Here is a 24,576-nt window from a genome sequence, read left to right on the forward strand (position 1 = left end):
CGGGACGACAGCGGAAGGCAGAGCAGACGTTTCGATATCATTGAGGATATCGATAGCACCGTCATGCCATCGGGCTTCATGGAGCCGCGCGGCCGATTAGCCGAACACCTCGCGCTCGAGGAAATGCAGATCGTTCTCGTCGAAATAGCGCTGCGCCCAGGCATCATTGGTGTAGAGGAACATGGCGTGCGCAACGGCGGCCTGCTCCTTGACCTGCGGCTGCTTGTCGACCTTGCCGCCCCGGACTTCGCCGATGACGCTCGGTGTCGATGCGTTATCTGCTCTCTTTGCTGCTCTTGTCATCGTCGATGCCTCACGATTGGAGGTATCTTAGGGAGTTCGGCGCCTTGCATATACGCGCGTGCTCACCGCCGCGGCGCGCGCTTTGCGCTCTTGGTTTTCTTCGTCACCTTCTTTTTTGCAGCCTTCGTCGCGACTTTCTTTTTCGCAACGGTCTTCTTTGCAGCCGCCTTCGCTTTCTTCACCGTCTTTCTGGCCGAAGCTTTGGTCGGCGCCTTCTTTGCCGAGGCTGCCTTCTTCGGTGATGCGCGATTGGCCGCCGCTCCCGTCGTGGCAGCCGCCTTCTTTGCTGGAGAGTTGCGCGGCGCCCCCTGCCTCGGCGCCGTTGTCTTCGGCTTCGCCATGCGGTCAAGGAAATTGTAGTGATCGATCAGGCCGAGCGCCTCGATCGCGAAGGCCGTCGCCACATCGGCATCGTGAATCGCGAGCAGATTGTCGCCGTTCTGCTCCTCGCCGAGCAGCGCCAGGTTCGATGAGCCGCAATAGACCACAGGGTCGCTGCCATTCAGGCCGCAGACCACGAACTTGTCGTGAATCTCGTGGCCCGGGAGCTTCGGCACCTGGTCGAACGGCGCCGGCAAGGTTACCTGGCTCGGCTTGCCCGTGACCTGGACGCCGGTGGCCTGGCCCGGCGTGTATAGGAAGATGCCCTTCGGCGCGTCGGAAATGCCATAACTGAAGACCGTCTTCTTCTCGTGGAGTTCGCCGAGCGCTTCGCAGACCGCGCCGGAAGTTCTGGCGATCTGCATCACAGCGAAGATCACGTTGCCCCTGGCCGCGTGCGTCTCCTGCATGATGCGGTCGGCCATCGCACCGAGAATCTTTTCCGCATCGGCGGCCGTATGCGGCGAGAACGTGATCTGCATCTTCGGCACGAAGCCGGCCCGGGACTGGTAGGGCTTCGTCGCGAGATCGGTGGCGCCGAAGGCGGCGGCCGCCGGTTTGCTCGGCCATTTGGTAATGCCGTTCAGCGTCTGCCAGCTTTGCTCGAACACCTCGTCATAGTGGCCGGCGACATTGGCATCCTCGAAGACCAGCACGTGATTGGCGTTCACATAGAGCCCGGTCAAAGAGAAGTTGGTGGAACCGCTGAGAACCTCGATCGCGCTGTCGTTACGCAAGACGATGAAGACCTTGTCATGCGAGAAGCGCGCGAAACTGCCACGCAGGATACCGGACTTGCCCGTCTTCTGCTTCTCGAACCGGTCGGCGAACTGATCTTCGGCGGTCTGCGGATCGCCCGGCTGGGTGGCGTGCTCGCTCGAATTGTCCAGGATGATCCGCACCCGGCCCTGCTCCGCCAAGGTCAGCAAGGCCTTGACGATGTCGGGCTCGTTGAGGTCGTAGGCGAACACCTTGAGCGTCAGGCTGCTATCCTTCAGCACCCGGTCGAGCAGCGCGAAGATCTGTTCGCGCGCGGTCTCGCCCATCCAGCTGTAGATCTGCGCGAAGGTGACCGGCTGTCCCTTGTTGTTGATGCCGGCTTGCGCGCTGGTGTCGAAATCGAGGTCCTTGGTCTTGGGGACGACCGGCGTATCCCGGCCGAAATTGTGGACATAGGCGCCGGACTGCATGTAGCCGCGGCTGAAGCCGAGCGACAGCGCGCCCTTCTTGAATGGCCCCTCGTTCACCTTCACCGAGACGCCGAGGCTCGGGTCCAGCGCCAGCATCGCGCCTGCATCGTCGAAATAGCGCGGCGTCACCGTGAAGGTGTATTCGCCGAGAGCCGGTGAGGTGCCCTGATGCGCCGTTCCCGGATAGTGGGTCCAGCGGAATTTCTGGATCGGCGCGTTCACGCTCGAGTTCGGCTTCTCGCCCTCGACCTGCTTGTGCCTCGAGGGATCCTCGAACTGAAGCTGGTTCATCAGGAAATAGCCGTCCACCCCACCGGGGGGCTGGCAGTGGATCGTGAAGCCGGCGAGATTTTTGGCGCTGTCCTTGCTCTGGAAATTGAAGGCCAGGAGCGTCTTCTTGTCGCCGACATAGGCCTTGACTGAAAATGAGCGGTTGGTCGCCTCGACGAAAGCCATCAAAGACCCCCCTGAAAAAGTAACTTTTGAAAAGATCGGTAGTATTCGCACTGAGCCTGCGAAATTCAACCTCCGAAAGACAGATTTTTTTATGACAACCGCGATGCCGGAGACAGCCGACCCTGCCCACCTTACGATGGCCGTCGACCCCGATCTTCGGATCAACCGCCGCCGGCATTCGAACGCGTCGTCGAGAACCTCTCGGCCGGACGATCAAACCGTGAAATAACCCGGCTGCCCGATATCGTCGATCAAGCCGATTCCGACGGGTGTCCAGCCCAGCCTCTGCTGCGTCAACGTGCTGGAGGCCGGCATGTCCAAACCGGCGAACATCGCGAGTGGCCCGTAATAATCGCCTGCCTCCTCCTTCTTGATCGAAACGGTGGGCACATCCAGCGCGCGGCCGATAACCTCGACGATCTGGCGCATCGGTACGCCTTCCTCGCCGACGGCGTGGTAAATCCCATCGGCGACGCCCTTCTCCAGCGCGAGCCGGTACAAGCGCGCGACATCCGGCCTGTGCGCCGCAGCCCAGCGCTCGGCACCTTCACCGATATAGGCGGCTGTGCCTTTCTGGCGCGCGATCTCGACCAGATAGCTGATCAATCCCGCTCTTCCTGGCGCGCCATGCACCTGCGGCAGCCGTATCGCCATCGCCCGCACGCCACGCGAGGCATAGGCCAGACCGGCCTGCTCCGATACGCGCGGAACATGCGCGCTGGCATCGCGCCGCATATCTTCAGTGATCATCACCCCGGGTGCGATGAGGCCCGTCCCCGAGGTGACGATGAAAGGCTTGTTGGTGCCGGCCAGCACGTCGCCCATGGCTTCGATGGCGGCCTTGTCGATCGCGCCATTCTCCGCAAATCTCGTGAAATCATGGATGAAGGCGAGATGGATCACGCCGTCCGCGTCCCGTGCACCGCGCCTCAGGCTATCGAGGTCCTGCAGCGAGCCGCGATGTACCTCCCCGCCCAATATCTCCAGAGTCCTGACGTTCTCTTCAGAGCGGGCGAGGCCAACGACCTGATGCCCGTTTGCGATCAATTCTTTTGTCGTTTCGCTGCCGATGAATCCGGCCGCGCCGGTGACAAATACCCGCATGAGGAGCACTCCCTGTTCAGAATGCCCCGATATTGGTAAGTTGCTCATTCAGGTAAAGTAGTGAAGTTATACAGGTATAATCGCTAACAGGATGACGGACGCGAACTCGCTCGGGAGCTATCTCAGGGATCGCCGCGCCAAGCTCGATCCCGCGGCATTCGGCTTGTCGCTGAAGCGACGACGAACACCGGGACTTCGGCGCGAAGAAGTGGCGCAGCGCGCGAATGTAAGCGCTACCTGGTACACCTGGCTCGAGCAGGGGCGCGGCGGGGCGCCGTCCGCCGATGTGCTGGACCGCATCGCCCGCGCCATGATGCTGACCGATGTGGAACGCGAACATCTGTTTCTGATTGGTTTGGGGCGGCCGCCCGAAGTGCGTTATCGCGCACCCGAAGGCATCTCACCCCGTCTGCAACGCGTGCTCGATACGCTGGAATACAGTCCCGCTTTTGTTCGCACGGCGACATGGGATTTGGTCGCATGGAACAAGGCCGCTACGGTCGTTCTTACCGACTACAGCAAACTGCCGGACGGGCAGCGCAATGTTCTGCGCATGATGTTCCGCGATAGCCGCGTACGTGCAGCGCAGCCCAATTGGCAAAGTGTTGCGCGCTATGTGGTGGCCTCCTTCCGCGCGGATGTGGCGCGCGCCGGAGCAGCGCGCAATGTGCAATCGCTGGTCGACGAGCTCTGCGCGACAAGCGCCGAATTCGCTGCGATGTGGCGCGACAACGACGTGCAAGGACATGGGGGTGGGGACGGCACGAAGGTCCTGCATCATCCCGTTGCCGGACCGCTCTCATTGGAGTTTTCGGCTTTCGCCGTCGATGGCCGGCCCGACCTCACTATGGTGATCTACAACCCCGCAACCCGCGCGGATGCGGACAAGATCCGCGCGCTGCTCAAGTCCAGGCCGAAGTAATCTGTCCGGGCGGAAGAACGCGCGTTGCTCCTGGGCGTCGTGGAGCGCCCGACGTCGTTCGGAGCATGCCTGCCTTTGCTGGGTTTCTTGAAATTCGAGTGCTGGCGATCCCGGCATGACTCGAACATGCGACCTACGGTTTAGGAAACCGCCGCTCTATCCAGCTGAGCTACGGGACCGAATCCCGCGCTGACCTGCGCGGGTGCCTGCCCCTCCATAGCAGAGCAAGGCGCGAACCGGAAGCCTTCACTTGGCCACAGGCCGCCGGCTTCGTGGCAATCAATGGCCGGCGGTGCAGCCCGGCAAGTCGAACAGCGCATGCAGGCCGCAGGGCGAGGTCAACATCTTGTCGCCGTCGTGACCTATCCCCTCGACGTCGAACAGACGGTGGTTTGGCGTGCCGCCATCGCGCGCCGCCATGGTCGCGGCATAGGAATGGCCGCGGGCGTAACGATACGGCCCCTGCGCCTCTGCCATGCAGCTCTTGTCCAGCGCCGGATGGTTCGGATTGGTATCCTTGGTGCCGAGCAGGTAGATCACGTGCCGCGCGGCATAGGCCTTTTCCAGCTCGGCCGGCGTGGCCGTGGCCAGGTAATCGGGCGGCGCCTGCATGCCGTATTTCCAATTGTCATAGCCGGAGCAGGCGGCCGCGATCTGCGGCTCCGGCCGCTCACCTGAGAAATAGGCGTAGGATGACGGATTGGCGACGACGTAGCGCACCGCGACGTGGGCGGCCGTGAGCGGCGCCTCGCCACGACCAGCGATCGCATAGCGCTGCACCACCTGGCCGCCGCCGGAATGGCCGGCCACCACGACGTCCCTCAGGTTCGGAAACAGCGTCTTGTCTGCGAGCCGCGCCAGGATGGCATCGAGCGCCTCGAACGAGCTCGCAGGCTTCGGCGCCGTGGCGTCATCGCCGCCTTCCCAGCCCTCCAGAGTCCAGCGCAGCGTGTCCGCCGGCAGATGATGCGCCTCGATATCGATGTCGCTGAGGAATTGCGGAACGATTATGATCGTCGCCTGCCCCGCCGCACCCGCGGCGGCCTGCGCCGCCTTCGCCGATTTGTAATACAAGTCCGCATTGCGCAGCCGCCCGTGCAGCACGATGACCGCGCGCGTGATGTCGGGTGCGGGCCTTGACCAGTCGCTGGAGACGTAAAGCGGCAGCATGCCTTTGTCGCCGACTGCGATCCGCCCATCCGCCACCTCCTTCACCGGCTTGTGGTTCGGGGCGTCCTCGTCGGCCGCGATGGCCGGCCCGGCGGCAAGAGCGAGGATCACGGGCAAGGCCCAGCGCAACGGCTTCATTTCGGAATTCTCAATCGGCGAGGTTCCGACATGCCGGGCGGGCGGGGCCCGAGTCAATGGAAAGCGCCGCCATCACAGCCCCGTTTGTGGCCGCCGGTTGCACCTATCCGCGGCGCGTCTGATGGTCTAAGAGAGCGGGCGCCGGAACACGGGTGCGGCCTGCGGCAGTTTTGACGCGCCGGCACGGCGCGATCGGTTCCTGCGCCGTCCCATGCCTACCTTGCCATCCGGCGCGCCCAGCCCAGTCGTCAGCCGAGGGAAACAGAAACGTCGATGCTCATCCGGTCGGTCATTTTCGGCATGCTCGCAAGCGCCCTTTTGGCTTCGGCCGCGCCGGCGCAGGACACCCGCAACCTGCTGGAGTCCAAGGAGTCGCTCTACAATAACATTTACGTGTACGAGCAGCCGCCCTATCGCAGCATGACCTTCGGGCATAACCGGCGCATCTATACCGAAAGCGTCTACAACACCCGCGACGAGCGCGACCTGCCGGTCGACTATACACGCTTCATGACCGCAACCCTGATGTACGCCAAGGACGTGCATTCGATCCTGGAGATCGGCTTCGGCGGCGGCCGCACCGCCTGGTATCTGCACAAGTTCCTGCCCGATACGCAGGTGACTTCGGTCGAGCTCGATCCCACGGTGCTGGAGTTCGCGAAGAAATATTTCGGCATCAAGGAGGAGCCGAAATTTCATGTGGCGAATCGCGATGGCCGGCTGTTCCTGCAGGAGTCGAAGGAGAAGTACGACATCATCCTGATCGACGCCTATCGCGGCCCGTTCGTGCCGTTTCACCTGCTGACCAAGGAATTCTACACGATCGTCAAGGATCATCTCGCCGATGGCGGCGTGGTGGCGCAGAATGTCGAGCCTTCCACCATGCTGTTCGACTCCGCGGTGAAGACGATCAATGCCGTGTTTCCGCAGCTCGACTTCTATCGCGCCGACGGCAACATCGTCACGGTCGGCTATGGCGGTGACGAGCGCAAGGCGGAGGATCTCGCCGGGCTCGCCGAGGCGCGCGACAAGGCATACGGCCTGCGCTACAGCCTCAAGGACATGCTGGCCGAGCGGCGGCGCATCGACATCAATGCCGGTCAGGTGATCGCGGCCGACGCCAAGGTGCTGACGGATGATTTCGCGCCGGTCGAGACGCTGAAGAATATCGAGCGTCACAACAGGAAGATGCCGTGACCGCAGCCCTGTCCCGCGCCTCCGCGCTCGCAGTCTACACTTGCGCGTTCCTGGTCGGCAGCGTGCTGATGGGCTTCGAGATGCTCGGCAGCCGCTATCTGTTTCCCTATTTTGGCGGCGGCATCGGCACCTGGGCGAGCCTGATCTCCACCGTGCTGTGCGCGCTCGCGATCGGCTATTTCGCCGGCAGCGCCCTGGTCGATCGCAAGCCCACGGCGCGCACCATGGGCGTGATGATCCTGATCGCGGCAGTCTACCTGGCGCTGGTGCCGGCGACCGCGGACCAGATCATGTCCGAGATCCTGGAGCGGATGGGCGATGGCGCCTCCGCCACCCTGCTCGCCTCCACCGTGCTGCTGCTGGTCCCGCTCACCTTGCTCGGCACCTTCTCGCCGATCGCGGTCAGCCTGCTGACCCGCTCGGCGCAGGAGGCCGGTCGCGTGGCAGGCCTGGTCTACGGCGTCTCGACCATCGGCAATGTGGTCGGCACGCTGTTCACGACCTTCACGCTGATTCCCGCGATCGGCTCGCGCGCGATCACCTATTGGTTCGCGGCGGTGCTGGCGCTTTGCGCAGGGATTCTTTTCATCCCGTTCAACAAGAAGCCTTCCTGATTTCGTCCGGCGAGGTCGCAGGTGAACAACTTCCGTCAGCACGTTTTCGCCGCCGCGGCAGCCTTGCTCGTCGCAGCCGCGCAGCCCGCGCTCGCCTCCGAGGTTCAGACCGAGCTGTGGGACGGCAAGCGCGCGCTCGGCCACATCGCCGATCTCCTGCGCTTCACGCCGCGCTCAATGGAGCACCCCGGGCATCAGGAGACCATCGACTACATCAAGGCCGCGATGGCCAAGAGCTCGGCGGACGCGGTAATGACGCAGAGCTTCATTGTCAACGATGATGATGGCAAGCCGCTGCATCTGACCAACATCATCGCCCGCTTCCAGGTACAGAACCCGCGCCGCGTCATCGTCGCCACCCACTACGACAGCATCGTCAAGGCCTATCGCGATCCCAAGACGCCGGACGCGCCGATGCCTGGCGCCAACAACTCATCCTCCGGCGTGGCGCTGCTGCTCGAGACCGCGCGCGTGCTGTCGCTGTTGCCAAAGCCCGAGATCGGCATCGACATGATCTTCTTCGACGGCGAGGAAGGCCCGAAATCGCTGGGCGCCGGCGATCCGACCTGGCATCCCCTCGGCTCACCCTACTTCGTCGCGCACCTGAAGGACTTTTATCCCACGCAGCTGCCGGAAAAGGCGGTCGATTTCGACATGGTGTGCGATAGCGATCTGAAGCTGCGGCCGGAGCCGTCGTCGATTGCCTCTGCAAGGTTGGAGGTGACGAAGTTCTGGAGCATCGGCGACAAGATTGCGCCCGGCGCCTTCGTCGGCAAATCGACTTCTTACGACATCGCCGACGATCACACGGCGCTGCAGGGCGCCGGCATTCCGAGCTTCCTGGTGATCGATTTCGACTACGAGCCCTATTTCAACACCACGCAGGACACGATCGACAAATGCTCGGCCGACAGTCTGCAGACGGTCGGGCGCACCCTGCTGCAATATCTGTATGCACCATGAGCGTCATCGTGCCGGTGACGACAAGGCGGCGCGGATCGCGGCCGCCAGCCCATGCGCGTCGTCGGTGCCGATGCGCCTGATGTCGTTCGGCCCAAGGCGCAGCTCGACGGCATCGAGACCCGAGACGGTATAGAGCCGCGGCCCCGGCGCCATGCGCAGGCCAAGACCCTGCCACCAATGATTGCGCACCACGGCGACTTCCTTGATTGCGACAAGCGGCAGCCGGTAGCGCCACAGGCCGGGCCCGAAATACCAGCGCAGTTCACGGCTCTCCACCTCGACCGTCAGCGACGAGAACAGGATCGCGACCACGGATTCGGTCACCAGCAGAACGATGGCCGGCCAGCGGTAACCCGCATTGAGCAGCAGCACCGCGCCAAACGCGCCGGAGACGAGACAGATCGCGACGCTGAAGATTCCCGGCTGCGTATGACGATACTGCACGGCCATCTCCCCCAAGCTGGCAACATCAGTATAACGGGGCGAAAGCTGCGGGCCGCAGGAATCAAGGAGATAAGCACAGCGGAAATCGATCTCGGAACCGGAGCGGACATTGCCCGCCAATGGGCATGCGGCGTGCCCGCGCACGACGCGCACGCAGCCATCACATTACGCGAGACACCCGACCACTCAACCTTTGCGAGATATGGTCGCGGTACCATGTTGTTCGGTGTGGCACGATGGACTCAATCTGCGCGCTCTCGCCCGCATGCACACGTAGAGCGACGCCAATGCTGTGTCGTCGCCGACACAACATCGCGCCGCGCCAGCCAAAAAGCCGCACGATGCGCAGCATTGAGGTGACACGTCGCCGCAAATTGGCGACAATTCCTCGTAATCTCACCGGCGAAATGCGCTGAGGAAGTTTGTTCGTGTTGGTGTCCCGCCTACCAGTCCTACTGCTTGCAGCAGCCGTCGTCTCGGCGATTTTGCAACCTCAACGAGTGCGCGCAGAATGGTGGAGCAGCGCTCCGGCCGATTTCGAGGAATGCGCCGACCTCGCCGAAAAATCCGCGACCAAGGAGCAGAAGACAGCGGCGCTCGCCGAGTGCAACGCGAAGTTCGCGGGCCGGCGCAAGGCGGGCGGCGGCTACACTTACTACGACTTCATGCAGGACCGCAGCTTCGACATCGCCGGGCCCAACCCGACGCCGGAGGAGCAGAAATACATCGACCAGCAATACACGCTCTATCTCGAGAAGCAGCGCCACGACAGCGTCACCGCGGCGTTGATGTCGCAGCAGCAGACGCCGCAACCGGTCGCGCTGCGCGGCGAGATCGACAAGCCGCCGACGTTCGGCGAAAAGGTACCGATCCCGATGCAGCGGCCGAGGCCGCCGCTGTCACCGGCGGCGCTCGCCGAGGCCCGCGCCCGCGCGAAGGCGGCGGCCTGCGCCAAGGAAGCCGCCAAGGACAGCTTCTCCTGCAACTGGCCGGTGCTGTCGGAGAAGCTGGGCGAGCTGAAGAAGCTGTTCGGCGGGCCTGCGGCTCAGTCGGCCACGAAGGCGAAGAAGGGCTGACGCTGCGAACACCCGGCGCCATTACGGCCCCGAAAGTTCGCGCGCAGCCGGTGCGCGGCTGCGCTCACCCGATCAATAGAGCGTTTTCAAGCGAAGTGGACACCGGTTCGCGTGAAGAAAACGCGTCAAAACAAAACCTAGAGCCCGTTCCGATCAATCGGAACGGAAAAGGCTCTAGAAGCCGCGACCGGTGGCCCGTCGGCGGTGGCGATGGTGTGGCCTGGGGCGCGGCAGGGGCGTCGGCAGAGCCATCTCCGGCGGCGGCGGAATGCGCGCCGATCTCTCCTCGCGCAGCCTTGCATCATATCCAGGCGAAGGCACCACGGTCGGCGGCGCCGCTTCGGCCGACCTCATTGCGAGTAGCACGGCCAATCCAGCCAACACCAGCGCGCAGCCGGCGAGCGTCTTCTTTCTCATCATGCCCTCCTGCGCGCTGCCATGGCGTGCGCCGGGTGGCGAGCTGAGCGGCAATCCGCCCCGTTTTCAAGGGCGGAGTTTCACGGCTCTTCTTCTGCGCCGCATCGACGGTGAGGCTGCGGCACGGCTGCACCCAGCGCAAGACAATGCGAAGCTGCGTCGAACACCGCCATGCTGCACCTGCACCTGCACCTGCACGAAGCCTGCACGAAATGCGCACGGCGTCGTGAGCGTCTTGTAACCGTGATCGCCGACCAGTATTTTTACCGGTGACAACCGCAGGAGGCAGTGATGGGCTTACTCGACATCCTCAACGGTATGCAGAACGGGCCCCACGGGCCTTCTCATCCCAGTACGCAGTCTAACGGCGGCATGTCGCCGATGACGATGGCGATCCTGGGCTTGCTGGCCTGGAAGGCGTTGAGGCACTTCTCGCAAGGCGGCGCGCAGCCGAGCACTGCGCCGGCCCCGCAATCCGTTCCGCCGCCCTCCAGCGGCGCAGGCGGCGGGGGGCTTGGTGGGGGACTTGGCAACATCCTGTCCGGCGGATTAGGGGGCCTGCTCGCGGGTGGCGCAGCTGGCAGCGTGATTTCCGGTGGGCTTGGCGACCTGCTCCACCAGTTCCAGCAGAACGGCCAGGGCGAGGTTGCCAATTCATGGGTCGGCAAGGGACAGAACCAGCCGATCTCCAAGGGCGATCTGGCCAATGCGCTCGGCGCTGATCAGCTCGACCAGCTCTCCCAGCAAAGCGGCATGTCGCGGGACGAGTTGCTCGACGGGCTCAGCCAATATCTGCCGAAGGTGGTCGATCATCTGACGCCGGATGGACGGCTGCCGAACCCGGATGAACTGTCGGGGCGCATTTAGTCAAATCGTCAGGACGCCTTTAACGGTCGTGTCGGCTGCTGCCGAGCAGATCAGGGGAGAGGACCATGCTGTATGTTCTGATCGTGGGTTTTGTCGCCGGGCTGCTGGCGCGGTTGCTGTCGCCGGGCCCGAATAATCCGAGCGGCTTCATCATGACCATCGTGCTTGGCATTCTCGGCGCCTTCCTGGCGACCGCCGTGGGCCAGGCGATCGGGCACTACGGTCCCAACGAGGGCGCGGGCTTCATCACGGCGACGATCGGCGCAGTGGTGGTGCTGTTCATCTGGAACCGGCTGGTCGCCAGCGGCACCATCCGCGACTTCAATCGGTGATCTCTCCGCCGGCATTGCGAGGAGCGTCAGCGACGACTTGTCCGCCATAGCTCGAAGAGCGACGGCGGAAGCAATCCAGAATCCTTGCGTGGCCCTGGATTGCTTCGGCGCGTTGCGCCTCGCAATGACGACGAACTACGAAATCAAATGCATGCCCGCATCCATCCGCACCACCTCGCCGGTCATGTGGCTGGAGGCGGGGCTGGCGAGGAAGCAGACGAGCTGCGCGATGTCCTCCGCGGATGAAGCGACCTTGAGCGCCACCCGCGCGATCACCGCATCCCGCACCTGCTTGGCCTGCGCCTCCCCGCGGCCCTTGGTGAACCAGGGCGTATCGATATAGCCGGGGCAAACCGTGTTGACGCGGATCAGCGGCGCCAGCGCGCGCGACAGCGACAGGGTCATGGTGTTCAGCGCGCCCTTGCTCGCCGCATAGGCGACTGACGAGCCGATGCCGGTGATGCCGGCGACCGATGAGACGTTGACGACGGCAGAGGCCCGGCCGCTCTCCTTGGCCGCTGCTTCCAGCAGGGACCGCGCGGCGCGCACCATCTGGAACGGCCCGATCGTGTTGACGCCATAGATGCGCTGAAAGTCCTCCGCCGACAGTCCGTCGAGATCGCCATGGGCGACGTGTTTGGTGGTGCCGGCATTGTTGATGAGCGCGTCGAGCCGGCCCCAGTCGCTCGCCGCGGCGACGATCCTCTTACAGTCCTCGTCACGCGAGACATCGCCCTGCACCACGACGACCTCTGCGCCCTCCTTGGCGCAGAGATCGGCGGTCTGCTCCGCCTCGCTCTTGCTGCTCGCGTAGTTGACGACGATGCGGCCGCCGCTCCTGGCGAGGAGGACTGCGGTCGCAGCTCCCAGCCCCGATGCCGAGCCCGTCACGATTGCGCACAGCCCATCCTTCGCCATCGGCGTATCCTCCTTGTTGATTGAGCGGCTGTCTTAGCCAAGTTCGCCTCCGCTTGCCAAATCCGCCAAACTCCATTGCACGGAAAACCCTCGTGCCAAATTCACGGTAGCAGCCTGTCCATGTCATGGCCGGACACCGCCCTGCGACTGAAGCGCTTGTCAGGACAAGGCCTTTTCCTCATCATGCTCCTCAATGAAAGGCATCCGGCCGTAAGTGGGTGCCGCAAGAGGCGAGGAGCGCTGTGGCGGAAGGTGAGAACATCGTCGTCGAGACGGCCGAGAAGATCTTTGCCGATCTCGCCGACGCGCAAGAGGTCAATCGCGACAAGCAGGGCCAGTGGAAGGCGCCGCTCTGGCAGGCGCTGAGCGAGGCCGGACTGCCGCTGGCCTGGGTGAGCGAGGAGCACGGCGGCTCCGGCGCCAGCCTTGCGGATGGCTTCGGCGTGCTCGGCGCCGCCGGACGTTTCGCGATCGCCGTCCCGCTCGCCGAGACCATGCTCGCCGGATGGCTGCTGGCGCAGGCCGGCATCGCCTCGCCTAACGGCGAGATGACGGTCGCGCCCGCGAGCCCCAGGGATCGCGTCATCAGCAATGCCGACGGCACCTTGTCGGGCCGGGCCCGTGGCGTGCCCTTCGCCAAGGCGGCCAAGCACGTCGCGGTGATCGCAAACGGTGCTGACGGCGCCGTGATCGCGCTGGTCGACGCCGCGAAGCTGCGGATCGAAGGCCACCTCAACCTCGCCAACGATACCAGCGACACCATCGTCTTCGACAAGGTCGAGCCGATCACCGCAAAGCCCGCGCCGAACGGCTTCGATCAGACCACGCTGATGCTGATGGGCGGCGTCGTGCGCAGCCTGCAGATCGCGGGCGCGCTGGAATCGATGCTCGACATCAGCGTGAGATATGCCGGCGAGCGCGTCGCCTTCGAGAAGCCGATCGCAAAATTCCAGGCCGTGCAGCATAATCTCGCGCGGCTTGCCGGTGAGTCCGCGGCAGCGCTCGCGGCTGCGACCTCCGCCGCCGACACGCTCGCGAGCGGCACCGCGCCCGACGATGCGGTGTTCCTCGAAGCCGTCTCGGCCAAGATCCGCTGCGCCGAGGCCGCCGAGAAGGGCAGCGCCATTGCGCACCAGGTGCATGGTGCCATCGGCTTCACCATCGAGCACATCCTGCATCGCTTCACCTTGCGCGCGCTCGCCTGGCGCGACGATTTCGGCTCCGAGAGCTACTGGGCCGTCGAGCTCGGCAAGCGCATCGCCGCGCGCGGCGCCGACGAGCTGTGGCCCTTGGTCGCGTCGCGGTGAGAAGGCGATGGCGACAAACTCAGAACGGCACGGAACTCTTCACCTCTCTCATCGGGAGAGGTCGGATTGCATCGTCAGATGCAATCCGGGTGAGGGGTTACGGTCCATCGATAGACCTGATCCCCTCACCCCAACCCTCTCCCTATGGGAGAGGGGGCGCAGTTCGCCTCGCCGCAATAGCAAGCTCTCTATTGGATATTTCTCATGACCGCAGCGCTGCGTTTCGATCCGATCCGACTGCCGAGCGAATGCGAGAAGCTGCGCCAGGAGGTGCGCGCGTTTCTCGCGGAGGAGATCGCCGCCGGCACCTTCAATCCGTTCCAGCCGCTGCGCGAGGATGCGGACGCGCGCGCCTTCTGCCGCCGGGTCGGCGAGCGCGGCTGGATCGGCATGACCTGGCCGAAGAAATATGGCGGCCATGAGCGCTCGTTCCTGGAGCGCTATGTCGTCACCGAAGAGATGCGCGTCGCCAACGCGCCGACCCGCCGCTTCTTCGTCGCCGATCGCCAGAGCGGCCCGATCCTGCTGCGCTACGCGCCCGAGCACATCAAGATGGACATCCTGCCGCGCATCTGCCGCGGCGAGGTGTGCTTTGCGATCGGCATGAGCGAGCCGAATTCGGGCTCCGACCTGTTCGCGGCCAAGACCCGCGCCACCAAGACCGATGGCGGCTGGCTGATCAACGGCAGCAAGATCTGGACCTCGTCGGCGCACATGGCCGACTACATGATCGCGATCTTCCGCACCTCGCAGCCGACCAAGGAGAACCGCCGCCACGGCCTCACCCAGTTCCTGGTCGACATGAAGACGCCGGGCATCAAGGTCAATCCAATCGGCCAGATCACCGGCCAATTCGAGTTCAACGAGGTCGTGTTCACCGACGTCTTCATTCCCGACGATCATCAGCTTGGCGAGATCGACGGCGCCTGGAAGCAGGCGACGAGCGAGCTCGCTTATGAGCGCTCGGGGCCGGAGCGTTTCCTCGAGACCTACTACGTGCTCACGGAGCTGGTGCGCGCCGTCGGCTCCAACCCCGACAGCCGCAGCGCCGAAGGCATTGGCCGGCTGGTGGCGCAGCTGCACACCATGCGCCGCATGTCAGTCTCGGTCGCCGGCATGCTGCAGGCCGGCAAGGAGCCGGTGGTGGAAGCCTCGATCGTCAAGGACATTGGCACGGTGTGGGAGCAGCAATTGCCGCACCGCGTGCGCGACCTCGCCGCCTTCATCGACGAGGACGCCGGCAATCGCGAGACGCTGGAAAACCAGCTCACTTTCGCAATCCGCACCGCGCCGAAGCTGACCATCCAGGGCGGCACCACCGAGGTGCTGCGCGGCATCATCGCCCGTGGGCTCGGGCTGCGGTGAGGCGACGAACGCCCCAGACGTGCGAGCTACAAGTCTCAGGCGCTCCTTCGCGCGGCTTGCTCGGTGCACCCTCTCCCCCTGTGGGAGAGGGTGGCCCGCATGAGCGAAGCGAAATGCGGGACGGGTGAGGGGTCTCTCTCGACTAGCCGTGCACGCGGAGACAGACCCCTCACCCGCCTCGCTTCGCGAGGCACCCTCTCCCACAAGGGGAGAGGGTGCACCACTCGTGGAGAGACTTACGTTCACAGGAGACAGATAATGGCCACCACCTTCACTGACATCGGCGTCGAGACCCATGGCCATGTCGGCCTGATCGAGATCCGCCGGCCGCCGCTCAACTTCTTCGACATTTCGCTGATCAACCAGATTGCGGACGCGCTGGACGCGTTCGACAACGACATCGAGATCCGCGCCTCGGTGTTAGCTGCCCAAGGCAAGGCATTCTGCGCCGGCGCCAATTTCAACGATCCGGCGCGCCAGGCGCAGGAAGCACGCGAGGCCGAAGGCAGGGCGAAGGGCGATCCGGCCGACAGTCTCGGCCCGATCAACCATCTCTACATTCAGGCCGTGCGGATCTTCCGCGCCAGGAAGCCGATCGTCGCCGCCGTGCATGGCGCAGCGATCGGCGGCGGTCTTGGCCTTGCCGTCGCGGCCGACTTCCGCGTCACCTGCCCCGAGGCGCGCTTCTCGGCGAACTTCACCAAGCTCGGTTTCCACCCGGGCTTCGGGCTCACGGTCACGCTGCCCGAGTTGATCGGCAAGAACAATGCGGAGCTGATGTTCTACACCAGTCGCCGCGTCACCGGCGAGCAAGCCTATCAATGGGGCCTCGCCAATGAATGCGTGCCGCAGAACGAGGTTCGCACCACCGCGATGAAGCTTGCGTCCGAGATCGCCGAATGCTCGCCGCTCGGCCTGCTCTCGACCCGCGCCACCATGCGCGCCGGCCTCGCCGATCGCGTGCTGGCGGCGACCAATCACGAGCTCGAAGAGCAGACGCGCCTGCGCGCCACCGAGGACTTCAAGGAAGGCGTCAAGGCCACCGAGGAGCGCCGCGTCGCCAACTTCAAGGGGCGGTGAGGCCTCACGTCGTTGTTGATGCGAGGGTGCGCAGCGTGCCTAGCGATAGCGGCGTTACTCCACCAAGGTGAACGTCACGCCGCCCAGCAGGAATTTGTGATCGGCGATCGCGTGACAGCGCGCTCGCGCTGATGCGCGGATCTGCTCGATATCGGCGACGCGAAAGGTCAGCCCGGCCATGAGCTCGCGTTCGCCATGCAGGAAGTGCAGACACACATTGGGCAGCTCGAGCTGGGGCCTGCCATCGACATCCGTTGTCGGCTTGATGTCGAGGATGCGGCCCCAATGGTCGGCGAGTCCGGCCGGATGCGGGCTGTGCAATTCAACGCCGATCAGCGCGCGCGTCTGTTCGGTTCGGATCGATCGCTGCCAGTCCGGTCCGGCCGGCGGATAGGGCCCGCGCACATCGTCGCTGCCGTCGGTGTGATTGAGCTCGATGAAGGCCGCGCGGCAGTCACGGGGGTGCAGCTGCACCCCGTGATACGGCGGATGATCGATCACGTTGGCGGTGCGCACGCCCTGCGCATTGGCGCGCGCCGCCCGCGCGTCCGGATCGTCGCAGGCAAAGATCGCCATGTAGCCGCCATGGCCACCCGTCTTCTCCAAAAAGCGCCCCGCTGCGGTGCCCTCCCTGGTCGGCGCCACCACTTCGAGCAGGATGGTGTCGACCGGCAACAGCGCGTTGTCCAGGCCATACTTGGCGACGTGCGGATCGCGGTGGCAGACATTGAGCCCCATGATCGCCGCAAGGTCGGACACCGTAGGTTCGAGCTGCGGGGCCACCAGACAGACTTGGCGCAGATGGAGATAGCCGGTCATGATCGGCTCCTTTGCTGATAAGCCGAGGAGAATACCTCCGTGAATACGGTGCACTCCCCTCCCCCTTGCCGGGAGGGGTCGGGGGTGGGGGTCAACATCGGCGGTGTCGCTTGCGGCACCCCCCTCCCTCCCCGCAAGGGGGAGGGAGCGCACCACCTTCTCGGCAACTACTTCCCCTGGAACACCGGCTGGCGCTTTTCGACGAACGCCTTGGCGGCTTCCTTGTGGTCGGCTGTCTCGCTGCAGCGCGAATGGTGGATCGCTTCGGCATCGAAACAGGCTTCCAGCGAGGCGGTCTCGGCGTTGTTGATGTTGCGCTTGATATAGCCGAGCGTCACCGTCGGGCCGTGGGCCAGCGACAGCGCGAGCTCGCGTGCAGCGACCTCGATCTCGCCGTCCGCGACCACCTTCGTCACCATGCCCAGCGCGAGCGCTTCCCTCGCCGTCAGCACCGGGGACATCAGGTAGAGCTCGCGCGCTTTCGCGCTGCCGAGCAGCTGCGTGAGGAAATAGGTGCCGCCATAATCGCCTGATAACCCGACCTTGGCGAAGGCGGTGGTGATCTTGGCGGATTCCGACGCGACGCGCAGGTCGCAGGCCAGCGCCATCGACAGGCCGGCGCCGGCCGCGGCGCCATCGATCTGCGCTACCACGGGCTTCGGCATCAGATGCAGAATGCGCGACACCTCCATGCGCTCGCGCAGGGTCGAGACCTTGGCCTCGAAGGCGAGCGGCGCCTTGCCCTCCGCCATCGACTTGACGTCGCCGCCGACACAGAAGGTGCCGCCGGCACCCTTCAGCAGCACCGCGCGCACCGCGGCATCGTCGGCCGCGCGCGTGGCGGCGTCGACCAGGGCCTTGGTCATCTCCGGATTGAGCGCGTTGCGTCGCTCCGGGCGGTTCATGGTGATGGTGAGCAGGCCGTCTTCGAGATGCTGCAGGACGGTGTCGGTCATGGCATTCACTTTCTTTGCAATGCGAACTCTCTCCCCTCGTCATTGCGAGCGAAGCGAAGCAATCCAGAACAAGCATTAAGAGCTGGATGGCTTCGTCGCTGACGCTCCTCGCAATGACGAAGCTATTTCTTCACGAGCGGACAACGCGACTGCTCCAGCGGCTGGAACGCCTCGTTGCCCGGCACGGTGGCGAGCAGCTTGTAATCGTCCCAGCGCCCGTTCGACTCGCTGGGCTTCTTCACCTCGAACAGATAAATGTCATGCACCATGCGGCCGTCCTCGCGGATGCGGCCGCCATGAGCGAACATGTCGTTGATCGGTGTAGCCTTCATCACCTTCATGACGGCAGCCGGATCGATCGTGCCTGCGGCCTTCACCGCGCCCAGATAATGCAGCACGGAGGAATAGACGCCAGCTTGTGCCGAGGTCGGCACCCGCTTGGTGCGCTCCATGAAGCGCTTGGTGAAGGCGCGGCTCTCGTCGTTGAGATCCCAGTACCAGGCTTCCGCCAGCAGCAGGCCCTGCGCTGTCTCGAGCCCGACACTGTCGATATCGGACACGAAGGCGAGCAGCGGCGACAGCTTCTGGCCTCCCTTGACGATGCCGAACTCGGCCCCCTGCTTGATCGCGTTGATAGTGTCGCCGCCGGCATTCGCCAGCCCGATCACCTTGGCCTTAGAGGCCTGCGCCTGCAGCAGGAAGGAGGAGAAATCGGAGGTGTTGAGCGGATGGCGGACGCTGCCAAGCACCTTGCCACCCGACTTCACCACCACATTGGTGGTGTCCTTCTCCAGGTCCTGGCCGAAGGCGTAATCGACCGTCAGGAAGAACCAAGTGTCGAGCCCGGATTTGACCCCGGCAAGGCCGGTGACGTTGGCCTGCGCATAGGTATCGAACACGTAGTGCACGGTGTACGGACCACATGCCTCGTTGGTGAGCCGGATCGACCCTGGACCGTTGAAGATGATGATCTTGCCCCGCGCTTTGGCGATCTCGCCGGCGGCGAGCGCGGTCGCCGAAGCTGCGACGTCGTAGATCATCTCGACGCCCTGATTGTCGATCATGTCGCGGGCGATGTTGGCGGAAAGATCGGCCTTGTTGAGATGGTCCGCCGCGATCACCTCGATCCTGCGGCCGAGCACCTGGCCGCCGAAATCCTCCGCCGCCATCTTGGCGGCCTCCAGGCTGCCCGGGCCGGTGATGTCGGCATACAGGCTCGACATGTCGAGGATGCCGCCGATCTTCAGCGGCGGCTTGTCCTGCGCCTGCGCACCGGCGGTGGCCAGCGCACACAGCGACGCCAAAGCAAGCAGCGACGCGCCCACGCCGGAACGAATCCGTCTCATCCATCATCCTCCCTGCCGGACACGCCGCAGGGGCGCGGCGGCCGTTGTTGTGATTGGCCGCATCATGGCGCAGCACCGGCAAGCCAGCAAGCAGGCCGGGCGCCGTTGCGCGCGGTGCGACATTTCGTTTTTCGTTCGATGGAGTGGATTTTTCGTGGAATGATGCGCCCATGTCGAATCTCTCGAACAAGGCGGCCGGCCTGCTTGCGCATTGCGCCCTGCCGATGCTCGGCGCGATCGTGCTCGCGAGCGCGCCGGCGTCGTCGCTGCGCGCGGCGGCGCCTTGCGGATTCGCCGATCAGGGCGAAGGCCATGTCGCCGCGATCGTCGATAACAGCAGCTTCCGCCTCGACGATGGCCGCGAGATCAAGCTTGCGGGCATCGAGACCGCGATCTCCGACACACGCCGGAGTGCACAAGACACGCTGGCTGCGCTGATCGAACATCGCGACGTGACCTTGCGCAGCGACGACGACGCACCCGACCGTTACGGAAGGCAGCGTGCATTCGTCGCGCTCGCCGACACGGGCACGCTGGTCCAGCGCGAGCTGGTGGCGCAGGGCGAAGCCCTGGCCGCGCCCGACGTCACTGATTCGGAATGTGCGCGCCTGCTCGCCGCCGCGGAGGCCGAGGCGCGCCTCGCACACCGTGGTATTTGGGGTGCCGGCGTCATAAAAAACGCGGAAAGTCCAGACGATATTTTGTCTGGGATTGGGCGATTTACGGTTGTCGAAGGGAAGGTGTTGTCCGTACGACAGGCGGGCGCAACTACCTATCTCAACTTCGGACACAACTGGACACGGGGCTTCGCTGTGACTATCTCAAGGCGTATATTGCCCGTGCTCGAAGCAGCCGGGCTTTCTGTTAAATCCCTCGAAAATCGACGGATTCGGGTGCGCGGCTGGGTCGAGGCCCAGAGAGGCACCAATTCTGGACCACGGATCGATGTTTTCCAGACGGCCCAGATTGAGATATTGAACAGCAACTGACACGAAGGTACGCGAGTAGCGACGTGAACGGGATTGTGCAGCAGCACGACAGAGCGATGATTCGCGGCCTCCAGGTCGCGGCGGCTCTTTTGTGCGCCGGCCTCGCACTCGCCGGCTGCAGTGGCATGGGGAATGTGCAGACGACGACGGCTCCTCTGCCGACGCCGCGCCCGAAACCGGCCATCGTGCAGACCACGCCCGCAAGCGATCGCGAGCACGAGCGCATCCTTGCGACCTATGGTGGTTCGTATGACGACCCTCATCTCGAGGCCCTGATCAGCAAGACGGTCGATCGCCTGGTCGCAGCCTCGGATCATCCGGAGCAGGGCTACAAGGTCACGATCCTGAACTCGGGGGCGGTCAACGCCTTCGCGCTGCCGACCGGACAGCTCTACGTGACCCGCGGCTTGATCGCGCTCGCCAACGACACCTCGGAACTGTCGTCGGTGCTGAGCCACGAGATGGCGCATGTGCTGGCAAAGCACGCTGCCATCCGCGAGGACCAGGCGCGGCTCGTCACCCGCGTCGCCTCCGACGCCAACAACGATCCAGACCTCACCGCGCTGGCGCTGGCCAAGACCAAGCTGACGATGGCGAGCTTCTCGCGCACCCAGGAGTTCGAGGCCGACGGCATCGGCGTCGGCATCTCAGCCAAGGCGCATTTCGATCCCTATGGCGCGGCGCGCTTCCTGACCTCGATGGAACGCAATGCCGAGCTGAAGGCCGGCAAGACGCCGATCGACCCGCGCGCGCAGGACTTCCTCTCGTCGCATCCGGCGACGCCCGAGCGGGTGCAGAACGCGGCGTCGGTCGCCAAGAATTACGTCTCGACGGAAGCCAACGAGCACGATCGCGAGACCTATCTCTCCGCGATCGACAACATCGTGTTTGGCGAGGACCCGAGCGAAGGCTTCGTGCGTGGCCGCCGCTTCCTGCATCCGAAGCTCGGCTTCACCTTCCAGGCGCCGGAGAACTACACGCTGGACAACACCGCGCAGGCGGTCATCGGCGTCCGCGAGGGCGGCGCGCAGGCGATGCGCTTCGACGTGGTGCGGGTGCCGGCGGATCAGACGCTCAGCGACTATCTCAATTCCGGGTGGATGGAGGGCGTCGACCGGTCCGCGACCGAGGACATCACCATCAACGGCTTCCCCGCGGCCTCGACCACGGCGAGCGGCGATCCCTGGCAGTTCAAGGTCTATGCGCTGCGCTTCGGCGCCGACGTCTACCGCTTCATCTTCGCCAGCCGGCAGAAGACCACCGAGAGCGAGCGCAATGCGCGCGAGACCGTGAACTCGTTCCGCCGCCTGACGCTGGACGAGATCCAGTCGGCGCGTCCCTTGCGCATCCGCGTCATCACCGTGCAGCCCGGCGACACCGTGGAGTCGCTGGCGCATCGCATGAGCGGCGTCGACCGGCCGATCGAGCGCTTCCGCGTGCTCAACGGCCTCGACGCCCACGCCCAGGTCAAGGTGCGCGACCGCGTCAAGATCGTGGTGGATTGAGGCAGAGCAGCACGGCCCTTGCCAGCCCAGGCAAGAACGCGCAATTTCATGTGCTCATGCAACAAAGGTACGCAACGTGGTGGAGCAGCCGGACGATTCCATCATAGCAGTCGCGTGGTACAAGCCGGAGGAATGGGCCGACATCAGGCGTCTTTGCCCCGACCTCCACGGCACCTATCAGGAATGGCTCGCCGATGCGGAGGCCATGATAGAGTCCCTCAGCAAGTCCATCGAAGGGCAGGTTATGAAGGTCGATTTGACGGTCGATGAACTCCGACGATGGAAGCGGGCCACCGGACGCGAAGTCGACTCCAAAGTTCGCAGCCAGCTTGCTATGAAAGCCGCCGAGCGCAAGCACCTGATGAGGCCCTGAAGGCTTTCCTACGGCAAACCACTTGCTCCGCCGTTCCGCCAATCGCATCGACGAGCGAACCGCAAACCTCGCGCACGGCTGTCAGTGCTGAAGTTCGCTGGAGCCGACAGCTCGGATCACAAGTTACGCCTGTGGTTATGGATCCCCGCCTTCGCGGGGATGACAGCGGAATGGGTTGCGACAGGGGAGATCCAGCAGCAAAGCCTGCGATCCAAAGCAAAAAGCCCGGCCATGGGCCGGGCTTTCGCATTCGAATGAACGGATGACCCGTTACGCCGCCTCGTCGGCGACGGCGCTGTCGTCGCCGTCGGCATCATCGATATCGCCTTCGGCATCCGCCTCGCCCTCAGCGCCGGCATCAGCCTCGGCCTTGGCGCCGCGGCGCGGGCTCTTGGCGAGCTGCGACTCGATCTCCTTGACCGCCTCGGTCTCGGTCGAGTGCTGCACCACCGCGATCTCGCGCGACAGCCGGTCGAGCGCGGCTTCATAGAGCTGGCGTTCGCTGTAGGACTGCTCCGGCTGCGACTCCGAGCGGTAGAGGTCCCGCACCACTTCCGCGATCGCGACGATGTCGCCGGAGTTGATCTTCGCTTCGTATTCCTGGGCGCGGCGCGACCACATCGTGCGCTTGACGCGGGCACGGCCTTTCAGCGTCTCCAGCGCCTTCTTGACCAGCGCCGGGTCGGACAGCTTACGCATGCCGACATTGGCAACCTTGGCGGTCGGCACGCGGAGCGTCATCTTGTCCTTGATGAAGTTGATGACGAACAGTTCGAGCTTGGCGCCCGCAATCTCCTGCTCCTCGATGGCCAGGATCTGGCCCACGCCATGTGCCGGATAGACCACATATTCGTTGGTCTTGAAGCCCTGACGCTGCGTCAGCACCTTCTTCTCCGCAGGCGCCGGAGCAGGCGCGGCCGGCTTGGCGGCGGTCACGGGCTTGGCAGCCACAGCCGGTGCCGGCTTGGGCGCAGACATCTTGGGCGCGGCCGCCTTCGGCGCAGCAGGCTTGGCAGTCACCTTGGCAGCAGCGGTCTTCGAGGCCGTCACCTTGGCAGCGGTCTTGGCAGTCTTTTCAGGCATTGCGCTTCTTTTGTTCTTGGTGGACTTGGCAGCCGAGGCCTTCGCGGCAGCCCGAACTTCCCTTACCGGGGTCCGGGCACGGCCCTTGGAAACGCTGCGGCTGGCCGCGGCGGCTTTTTTGGTACTCTTGGAAGCACTCTTTTTACGCGTTTTCTGTGACACAGCCTGCGCGCGGAACTGCCACGCCCCTGTTTGATGTTGCGGGAACCTAAAAGGGCGGCCACAAAATTACGCAATGGCCGGGTTCGGCTTTGAGAATGTGTCCAATATAACACATTTCCCGCAAAAATCAATGATTTAGAGGGCGTCAGGGCAGTATTGTGACGGTTCCGCGTGGTTAGGGTTAAGTGAAACGCGGTTTTTCCCCGGACAATTGCGACTATTGCCAGCCGCAATCGAGCCTTACGTCGTTGTTTCCGCGCGATGATTTCCTGATATAGGCGCGCTTTGCGGCGCTTCGACGGCAGTGCGGCGACCGCACTGCGGCAAACGCCTGGTTAGTCGCCCGAGCCCGGGTTTTTCGAGAAATATTTGTCGAATTTTCCGTCCTCGCCGTCATGTTCCTTGGCGTCGTCAGGCGGGTCTTTCTTCTGGGTGATGTTGGGCCAGGACTTGGCATATTCGGCATTGACGCCGAGCCACTTCTCCAGCCCCGGCTCGGTATCCGGCTTGATCGCGTCCGCCGGGCATTCCGGCTCGCAGACGCCGCAATCGATGCATTCGTCCGGGTGAATGACCAGCATGTTCTCACCCTCGTAGAAGCAATCGACCGGACAGACCTCGACGCAATCAGTGTATTTGCATTTGATGCAGTTTTCAGTGACGACGTAAGTCATCCAGCGCTCCGGAACGAGTCTAAAAACATGTTGGCGCTTGGACTAGCGCAGGACGTGATGTGCCGCAAGTGAAGCGGGACCAAGAATTGAATCCCGCATGACGCGGTCACCTTGTCACGGCCGCGCGCTCAGCTCGTCATAGAGCACGCGCGCCGAACTGGCATCACCGCGGCGCTCGGCAAAGCCGACGATCTTCAGCACGCGCACGCTGCGATCGAGCGCGATGGTCAGCACGTCGCCGGTCTTCACGCCATGACCCGGCGAGGTCTCACGCACGCCGTTGATGCGGACATGGCCCGATGTCACCAGCGCGGCGGCGCTCGAGCGCGCCTTCACCACCCGCGCATGCCACAGCCATTTGTCCAGGCGCTGGCGCTCTGACGGTGTCTCGGACGTTGGCGTCGCCCTTCCCTGCTCGACGCGCG

At 64.2% G+C, this 24,576-nt stretch carries 26 protein-coding genes and 1 tRNA gene; 13 read left to right on the forward strand and 14 right to left on the reverse strand.

The annotated features are described in order from the left end of the window. Positions 1 to 96: 96 nt before the first annotated feature. From P6U24_RS35265 to P6U24_RS35275, 3 genes are all read right to left on the reverse strand, one after another. Positions 97 to 303: a hypothetical protein gene (locus P6U24_RS35265; RefSeq protein WP_407156980.1), complete on the reverse strand. Its 207-nt coding sequence runs from the start codon at positions 301 to 303 to the stop codon at positions 97 to 99. A gap of 62 nt (positions 304 to 365) precedes the next feature. Further along, entirely contained in the window at positions 366 to 2,330 is a 1,965-nt protein-coding gene (locus P6U24_RS35270) for a phospholipase D-like domain-containing protein (protein ID WP_407156981.1), read from the reverse strand. Positions 2,331 to 2,543: 213 nt separating this feature from the next. Next, positions 2,544 to 3,434 carry an SDR family oxidoreductase gene (locus tag P6U24_RS35275; RefSeq protein WP_407156982.1) on the reverse strand — a complete coding sequence of 297 codons (891 nt, stop codon included), beginning with the start codon at positions 3,432 to 3,434 and terminating at the stop codon, positions 2,544 to 2,546. Between the two features lie 91 nt (positions 3,435 to 3,525). On the opposite strand from P6U24_RS35275, the gene P6U24_RS35280 reads away from it, so the two are divergent. Next, positions 3,526 to 4,356 (forward strand): helix-turn-helix transcriptional regulator, encoded by an 831-nt coding sequence (locus P6U24_RS35280; protein ID WP_407156983.1) that lies wholly within the window; start codon positions 3,526 to 3,528, stop codon positions 4,354 to 4,356. A 102-nt stretch (positions 4,357 to 4,458) separates the two neighbouring features. Here the strand turns inward: P6U24_RS35280 and P6U24_RS35285 are convergent. Both P6U24_RS35285 and P6U24_RS35290 read right to left on the reverse strand, forming a co-directional pair. Beyond that, positions 4,459 to 4,535 (reverse strand) — tRNA-Arg (locus P6U24_RS35285). 100 nt (positions 4,536 to 4,635) lie between these two features. Beyond that, on the reverse strand, positions 4,636 to 5,664 hold the full coding sequence (locus P6U24_RS35290) for an alpha/beta hydrolase (RefSeq protein WP_407156984.1): 1,029 nt from the start codon (positions 5,662 to 5,664) through the stop codon (positions 4,636 to 4,638). 273 nt (positions 5,665 to 5,937) lie between these two features. Here P6U24_RS35290 and P6U24_RS35295 point away from each other — a divergent pair, with 273 nt between their 5' ends. The 3 genes from P6U24_RS35295 to P6U24_RS35305 are packed head-to-tail and all read left to right on the forward strand — an operon-like array spanning position 5,938 to position 8,438. Continuing rightward, complete coding sequence (locus P6U24_RS35295) at positions 5,938 to 6,861, forward strand: spermidine synthase (protein ID WP_407156985.1); 924 nt, start codon at positions 5,938 to 5,940, stop codon at positions 6,859 to 6,861. Then, the gene (locus P6U24_RS35300; RefSeq protein ID WP_407156986.1) at positions 6,858 to 7,475 is read left to right on the forward strand and encodes a fused MFS/spermidine synthase; all 618 of its coding nucleotides are present in this window, start codon (positions 6,858 to 6,860) and stop codon (positions 7,473 to 7,475) included. The genes P6U24_RS35295 and P6U24_RS35300 overlap by 4 nt, the downstream gene beginning before the upstream one ends. 21 nt (positions 7,476 to 7,496) lie before the next feature. Further along, the gene (locus P6U24_RS35305) at positions 7,497 to 8,438 is read left to right on the forward strand and encodes a M28 family peptidase (protein WP_407156987.1); all 942 of its coding nucleotides are present in this window, start codon (positions 7,497 to 7,499) and stop codon (positions 8,436 to 8,438) included. Between the two features lie 3 nt (positions 8,439 to 8,441). Here P6U24_RS35305 and P6U24_RS35310 read toward each other — a convergent pair whose 3' ends face one another. Next, entirely contained in the window at positions 8,442 to 8,888 is a 447-nt protein-coding gene (locus P6U24_RS35310) for a hypothetical protein (protein ID WP_407160705.1), read from the reverse strand. A gap of 422 nt (positions 8,889 to 9,310) precedes the next feature. Between P6U24_RS35310 and P6U24_RS35315 the strand changes: the two genes are divergently transcribed. Further along, a complete protein-coding gene (locus P6U24_RS35315; RefSeq protein ID WP_407156988.1) occupies positions 9,311 to 9,958 on the forward strand; it encodes a hypothetical protein in 648 nt (215 codons plus the stop codon). A gap of 174 nt (positions 9,959 to 10,132) precedes the next feature. On the opposite strand, the gene P6U24_RS35320 is transcribed toward P6U24_RS35315, so the two are convergent. Continuing rightward, positions 10,133 to 10,375, reverse strand: a complete 243-nt coding sequence (locus tag P6U24_RS35320) for a hypothetical protein (protein WP_407156989.1) — start codon at positions 10,373 to 10,375, stop codon at positions 10,133 to 10,135. 291 nt (positions 10,376 to 10,666) lie between these two features. Between P6U24_RS35320 and P6U24_RS35325 the strand changes: the two genes are divergently transcribed. Together P6U24_RS35325 and P6U24_RS35330 are read left to right on the forward strand one after the other, a co-directional pair. Beyond that, positions 10,667 to 11,242 (forward strand): YidB family protein, encoded by a 576-nt coding sequence (locus tag P6U24_RS35325; protein WP_407156990.1) that lies wholly within the window; start codon positions 10,667 to 10,669, stop codon positions 11,240 to 11,242. Between the two features lie 65 nt (positions 11,243 to 11,307). After that, complete coding sequence (locus P6U24_RS35330; protein ID WP_407156991.1) at positions 11,308 to 11,574, forward strand: GlsB/YeaQ/YmgE family stress response membrane protein; 267 nt, start codon at positions 11,308 to 11,310, stop codon at positions 11,572 to 11,574. A 135-nt stretch (positions 11,575 to 11,709) separates the two neighbouring features. On the opposite strand, the gene P6U24_RS35335 is transcribed toward P6U24_RS35330, so the two are convergent. Continuing rightward, positions 11,710 to 12,492, reverse strand: a complete 783-nt coding sequence (locus tag P6U24_RS35335; protein WP_407156992.1) for an SDR family NAD(P)-dependent oxidoreductase — start codon at positions 12,490 to 12,492, stop codon at positions 11,710 to 11,712. 242 nt (positions 12,493 to 12,734) lie between these two features. On the opposite strand from P6U24_RS35335, the gene P6U24_RS35340 reads away from it, so the two are divergent. The 3 genes from P6U24_RS35340 to P6U24_RS35350 all read left to right on the forward strand — a co-directional run bounded on the left by P6U24_RS35340 (position 12,735) and on the right by P6U24_RS35350 (position 16,244). Beyond that, a complete protein-coding gene (locus P6U24_RS35340) occupies positions 12,735 to 13,799 on the forward strand; it encodes an acyl-CoA dehydrogenase family protein (protein WP_407156993.1) in 1,065 nt (354 codons plus the stop codon). A gap of 204 nt (positions 13,800 to 14,003) precedes the next feature. Then, positions 14,004 to 15,164, forward strand: a complete 1,161-nt coding sequence (locus P6U24_RS35345; protein ID WP_407156994.1) for an acyl-CoA dehydrogenase family protein — start codon at positions 14,004 to 14,006, stop codon at positions 15,162 to 15,164. A 258-nt stretch (positions 15,165 to 15,422) separates the two neighbouring features. Then, positions 15,423 to 16,244, forward strand: coding sequence for an enoyl-CoA hydratase/isomerase family protein (locus P6U24_RS35350; protein WP_407156995.1), 822 nt, complete (start codon positions 15,423 to 15,425; stop codon positions 16,242 to 16,244). Between the two features lie 54 nt (positions 16,245 to 16,298). On the opposite strand, the gene P6U24_RS35355 is transcribed toward P6U24_RS35350, so the two are convergent. The 3 genes from P6U24_RS35355 to P6U24_RS35365 form a co-directional block, all read right to left on the reverse strand. Beyond that, positions 16,299 to 17,063, reverse strand: coding sequence for a VOC family protein (locus P6U24_RS35355; RefSeq protein ID WP_407156996.1), 765 nt, complete (start codon positions 17,061 to 17,063; stop codon positions 16,299 to 16,301). Between the two features lie 167 nt (positions 17,064 to 17,230). Next, positions 17,231 to 18,019, reverse strand: coding sequence for an enoyl-CoA hydratase (locus tag P6U24_RS35360; RefSeq protein ID WP_407156997.1), 789 nt, complete (start codon positions 18,017 to 18,019; stop codon positions 17,231 to 17,233). Positions 18,020 to 18,141: 122 nt separating this feature from the next. After that, the gene (locus P6U24_RS35365) at positions 18,142 to 19,365 is read right to left on the reverse strand and encodes an ABC transporter substrate-binding protein (protein WP_407156998.1); all 1,224 of its coding nucleotides are present in this window, start codon (positions 19,363 to 19,365) and stop codon (positions 18,142 to 18,144) included. Between the two features lie 224 nt (positions 19,366 to 19,589). On the opposite strand from P6U24_RS35365, the gene P6U24_RS35370 reads away from it, so the two are divergent. The 3 genes from P6U24_RS35370 (at position 19,590) to P6U24_RS35380 (ending at position 22,232) form a co-directional block, all read left to right on the forward strand. Then, positions 19,590 to 20,354, forward strand: a complete 765-nt coding sequence (locus P6U24_RS35370; protein WP_407160706.1) for a thermonuclease family protein — start codon at positions 19,590 to 19,592, stop codon at positions 20,352 to 20,354. A gap of 56 nt (positions 20,355 to 20,410) precedes the next feature. Further along, positions 20,411 to 21,859 carry a M48 family metalloprotease gene (locus P6U24_RS35375; protein ID WP_407156999.1) on the forward strand — a complete coding sequence of 483 codons (1,449 nt, stop codon included), beginning with the start codon at positions 20,411 to 20,413 and terminating at the stop codon, positions 21,857 to 21,859. Positions 21,860 to 21,935: 76 nt separating this feature from the next. Beyond that, positions 21,936 to 22,232: a hypothetical protein gene (locus P6U24_RS35380; protein WP_407157000.1), complete on the forward strand. Its 297-nt coding sequence runs from the start codon at positions 21,936 to 21,938 to the stop codon at positions 22,230 to 22,232. A 270-nt stretch (positions 22,233 to 22,502) separates the two neighbouring features. Here the strand turns inward: P6U24_RS35380 and P6U24_RS35385 are convergent, their stop codons facing one another. The 3 genes from P6U24_RS35385 to P6U24_RS35395 form a co-directional block, all read right to left on the reverse strand. Beyond that, on the reverse strand, positions 22,503 to 23,315 hold the full coding sequence (locus P6U24_RS35385; RefSeq protein ID WP_407157001.1) for a CarD family transcriptional regulator: 813 nt from the start codon (positions 23,313 to 23,315) through the stop codon (positions 22,503 to 22,505). 497 nt (positions 23,316 to 23,812) lie between these two features. Then, positions 23,813 to 24,151, reverse strand: a complete 339-nt coding sequence (gene fdxA / locus P6U24_RS35390; protein WP_407157002.1) for a ferredoxin FdxA — start codon at positions 24,149 to 24,151, stop codon at positions 23,813 to 23,815. 114 nt (positions 24,152 to 24,265) lie between these two features. Next, a complete protein-coding gene (locus P6U24_RS35395) occupies positions 24,266 to 24,487 on the reverse strand; it encodes a S4 domain-containing protein (RefSeq protein ID WP_407157003.1) in 222 nt (73 codons plus the stop codon). Between the last annotated feature and the right edge of the window lie 89 nt (positions 24,488 to 24,576).

This window comes from Bradyrhizobium sp. STM 3557, assembly GCF_045571465.1.
Lineage (GTDB): Bacteria > Pseudomonadota > Alphaproteobacteria > Rhizobiales > Xanthobacteraceae > Bradyrhizobium.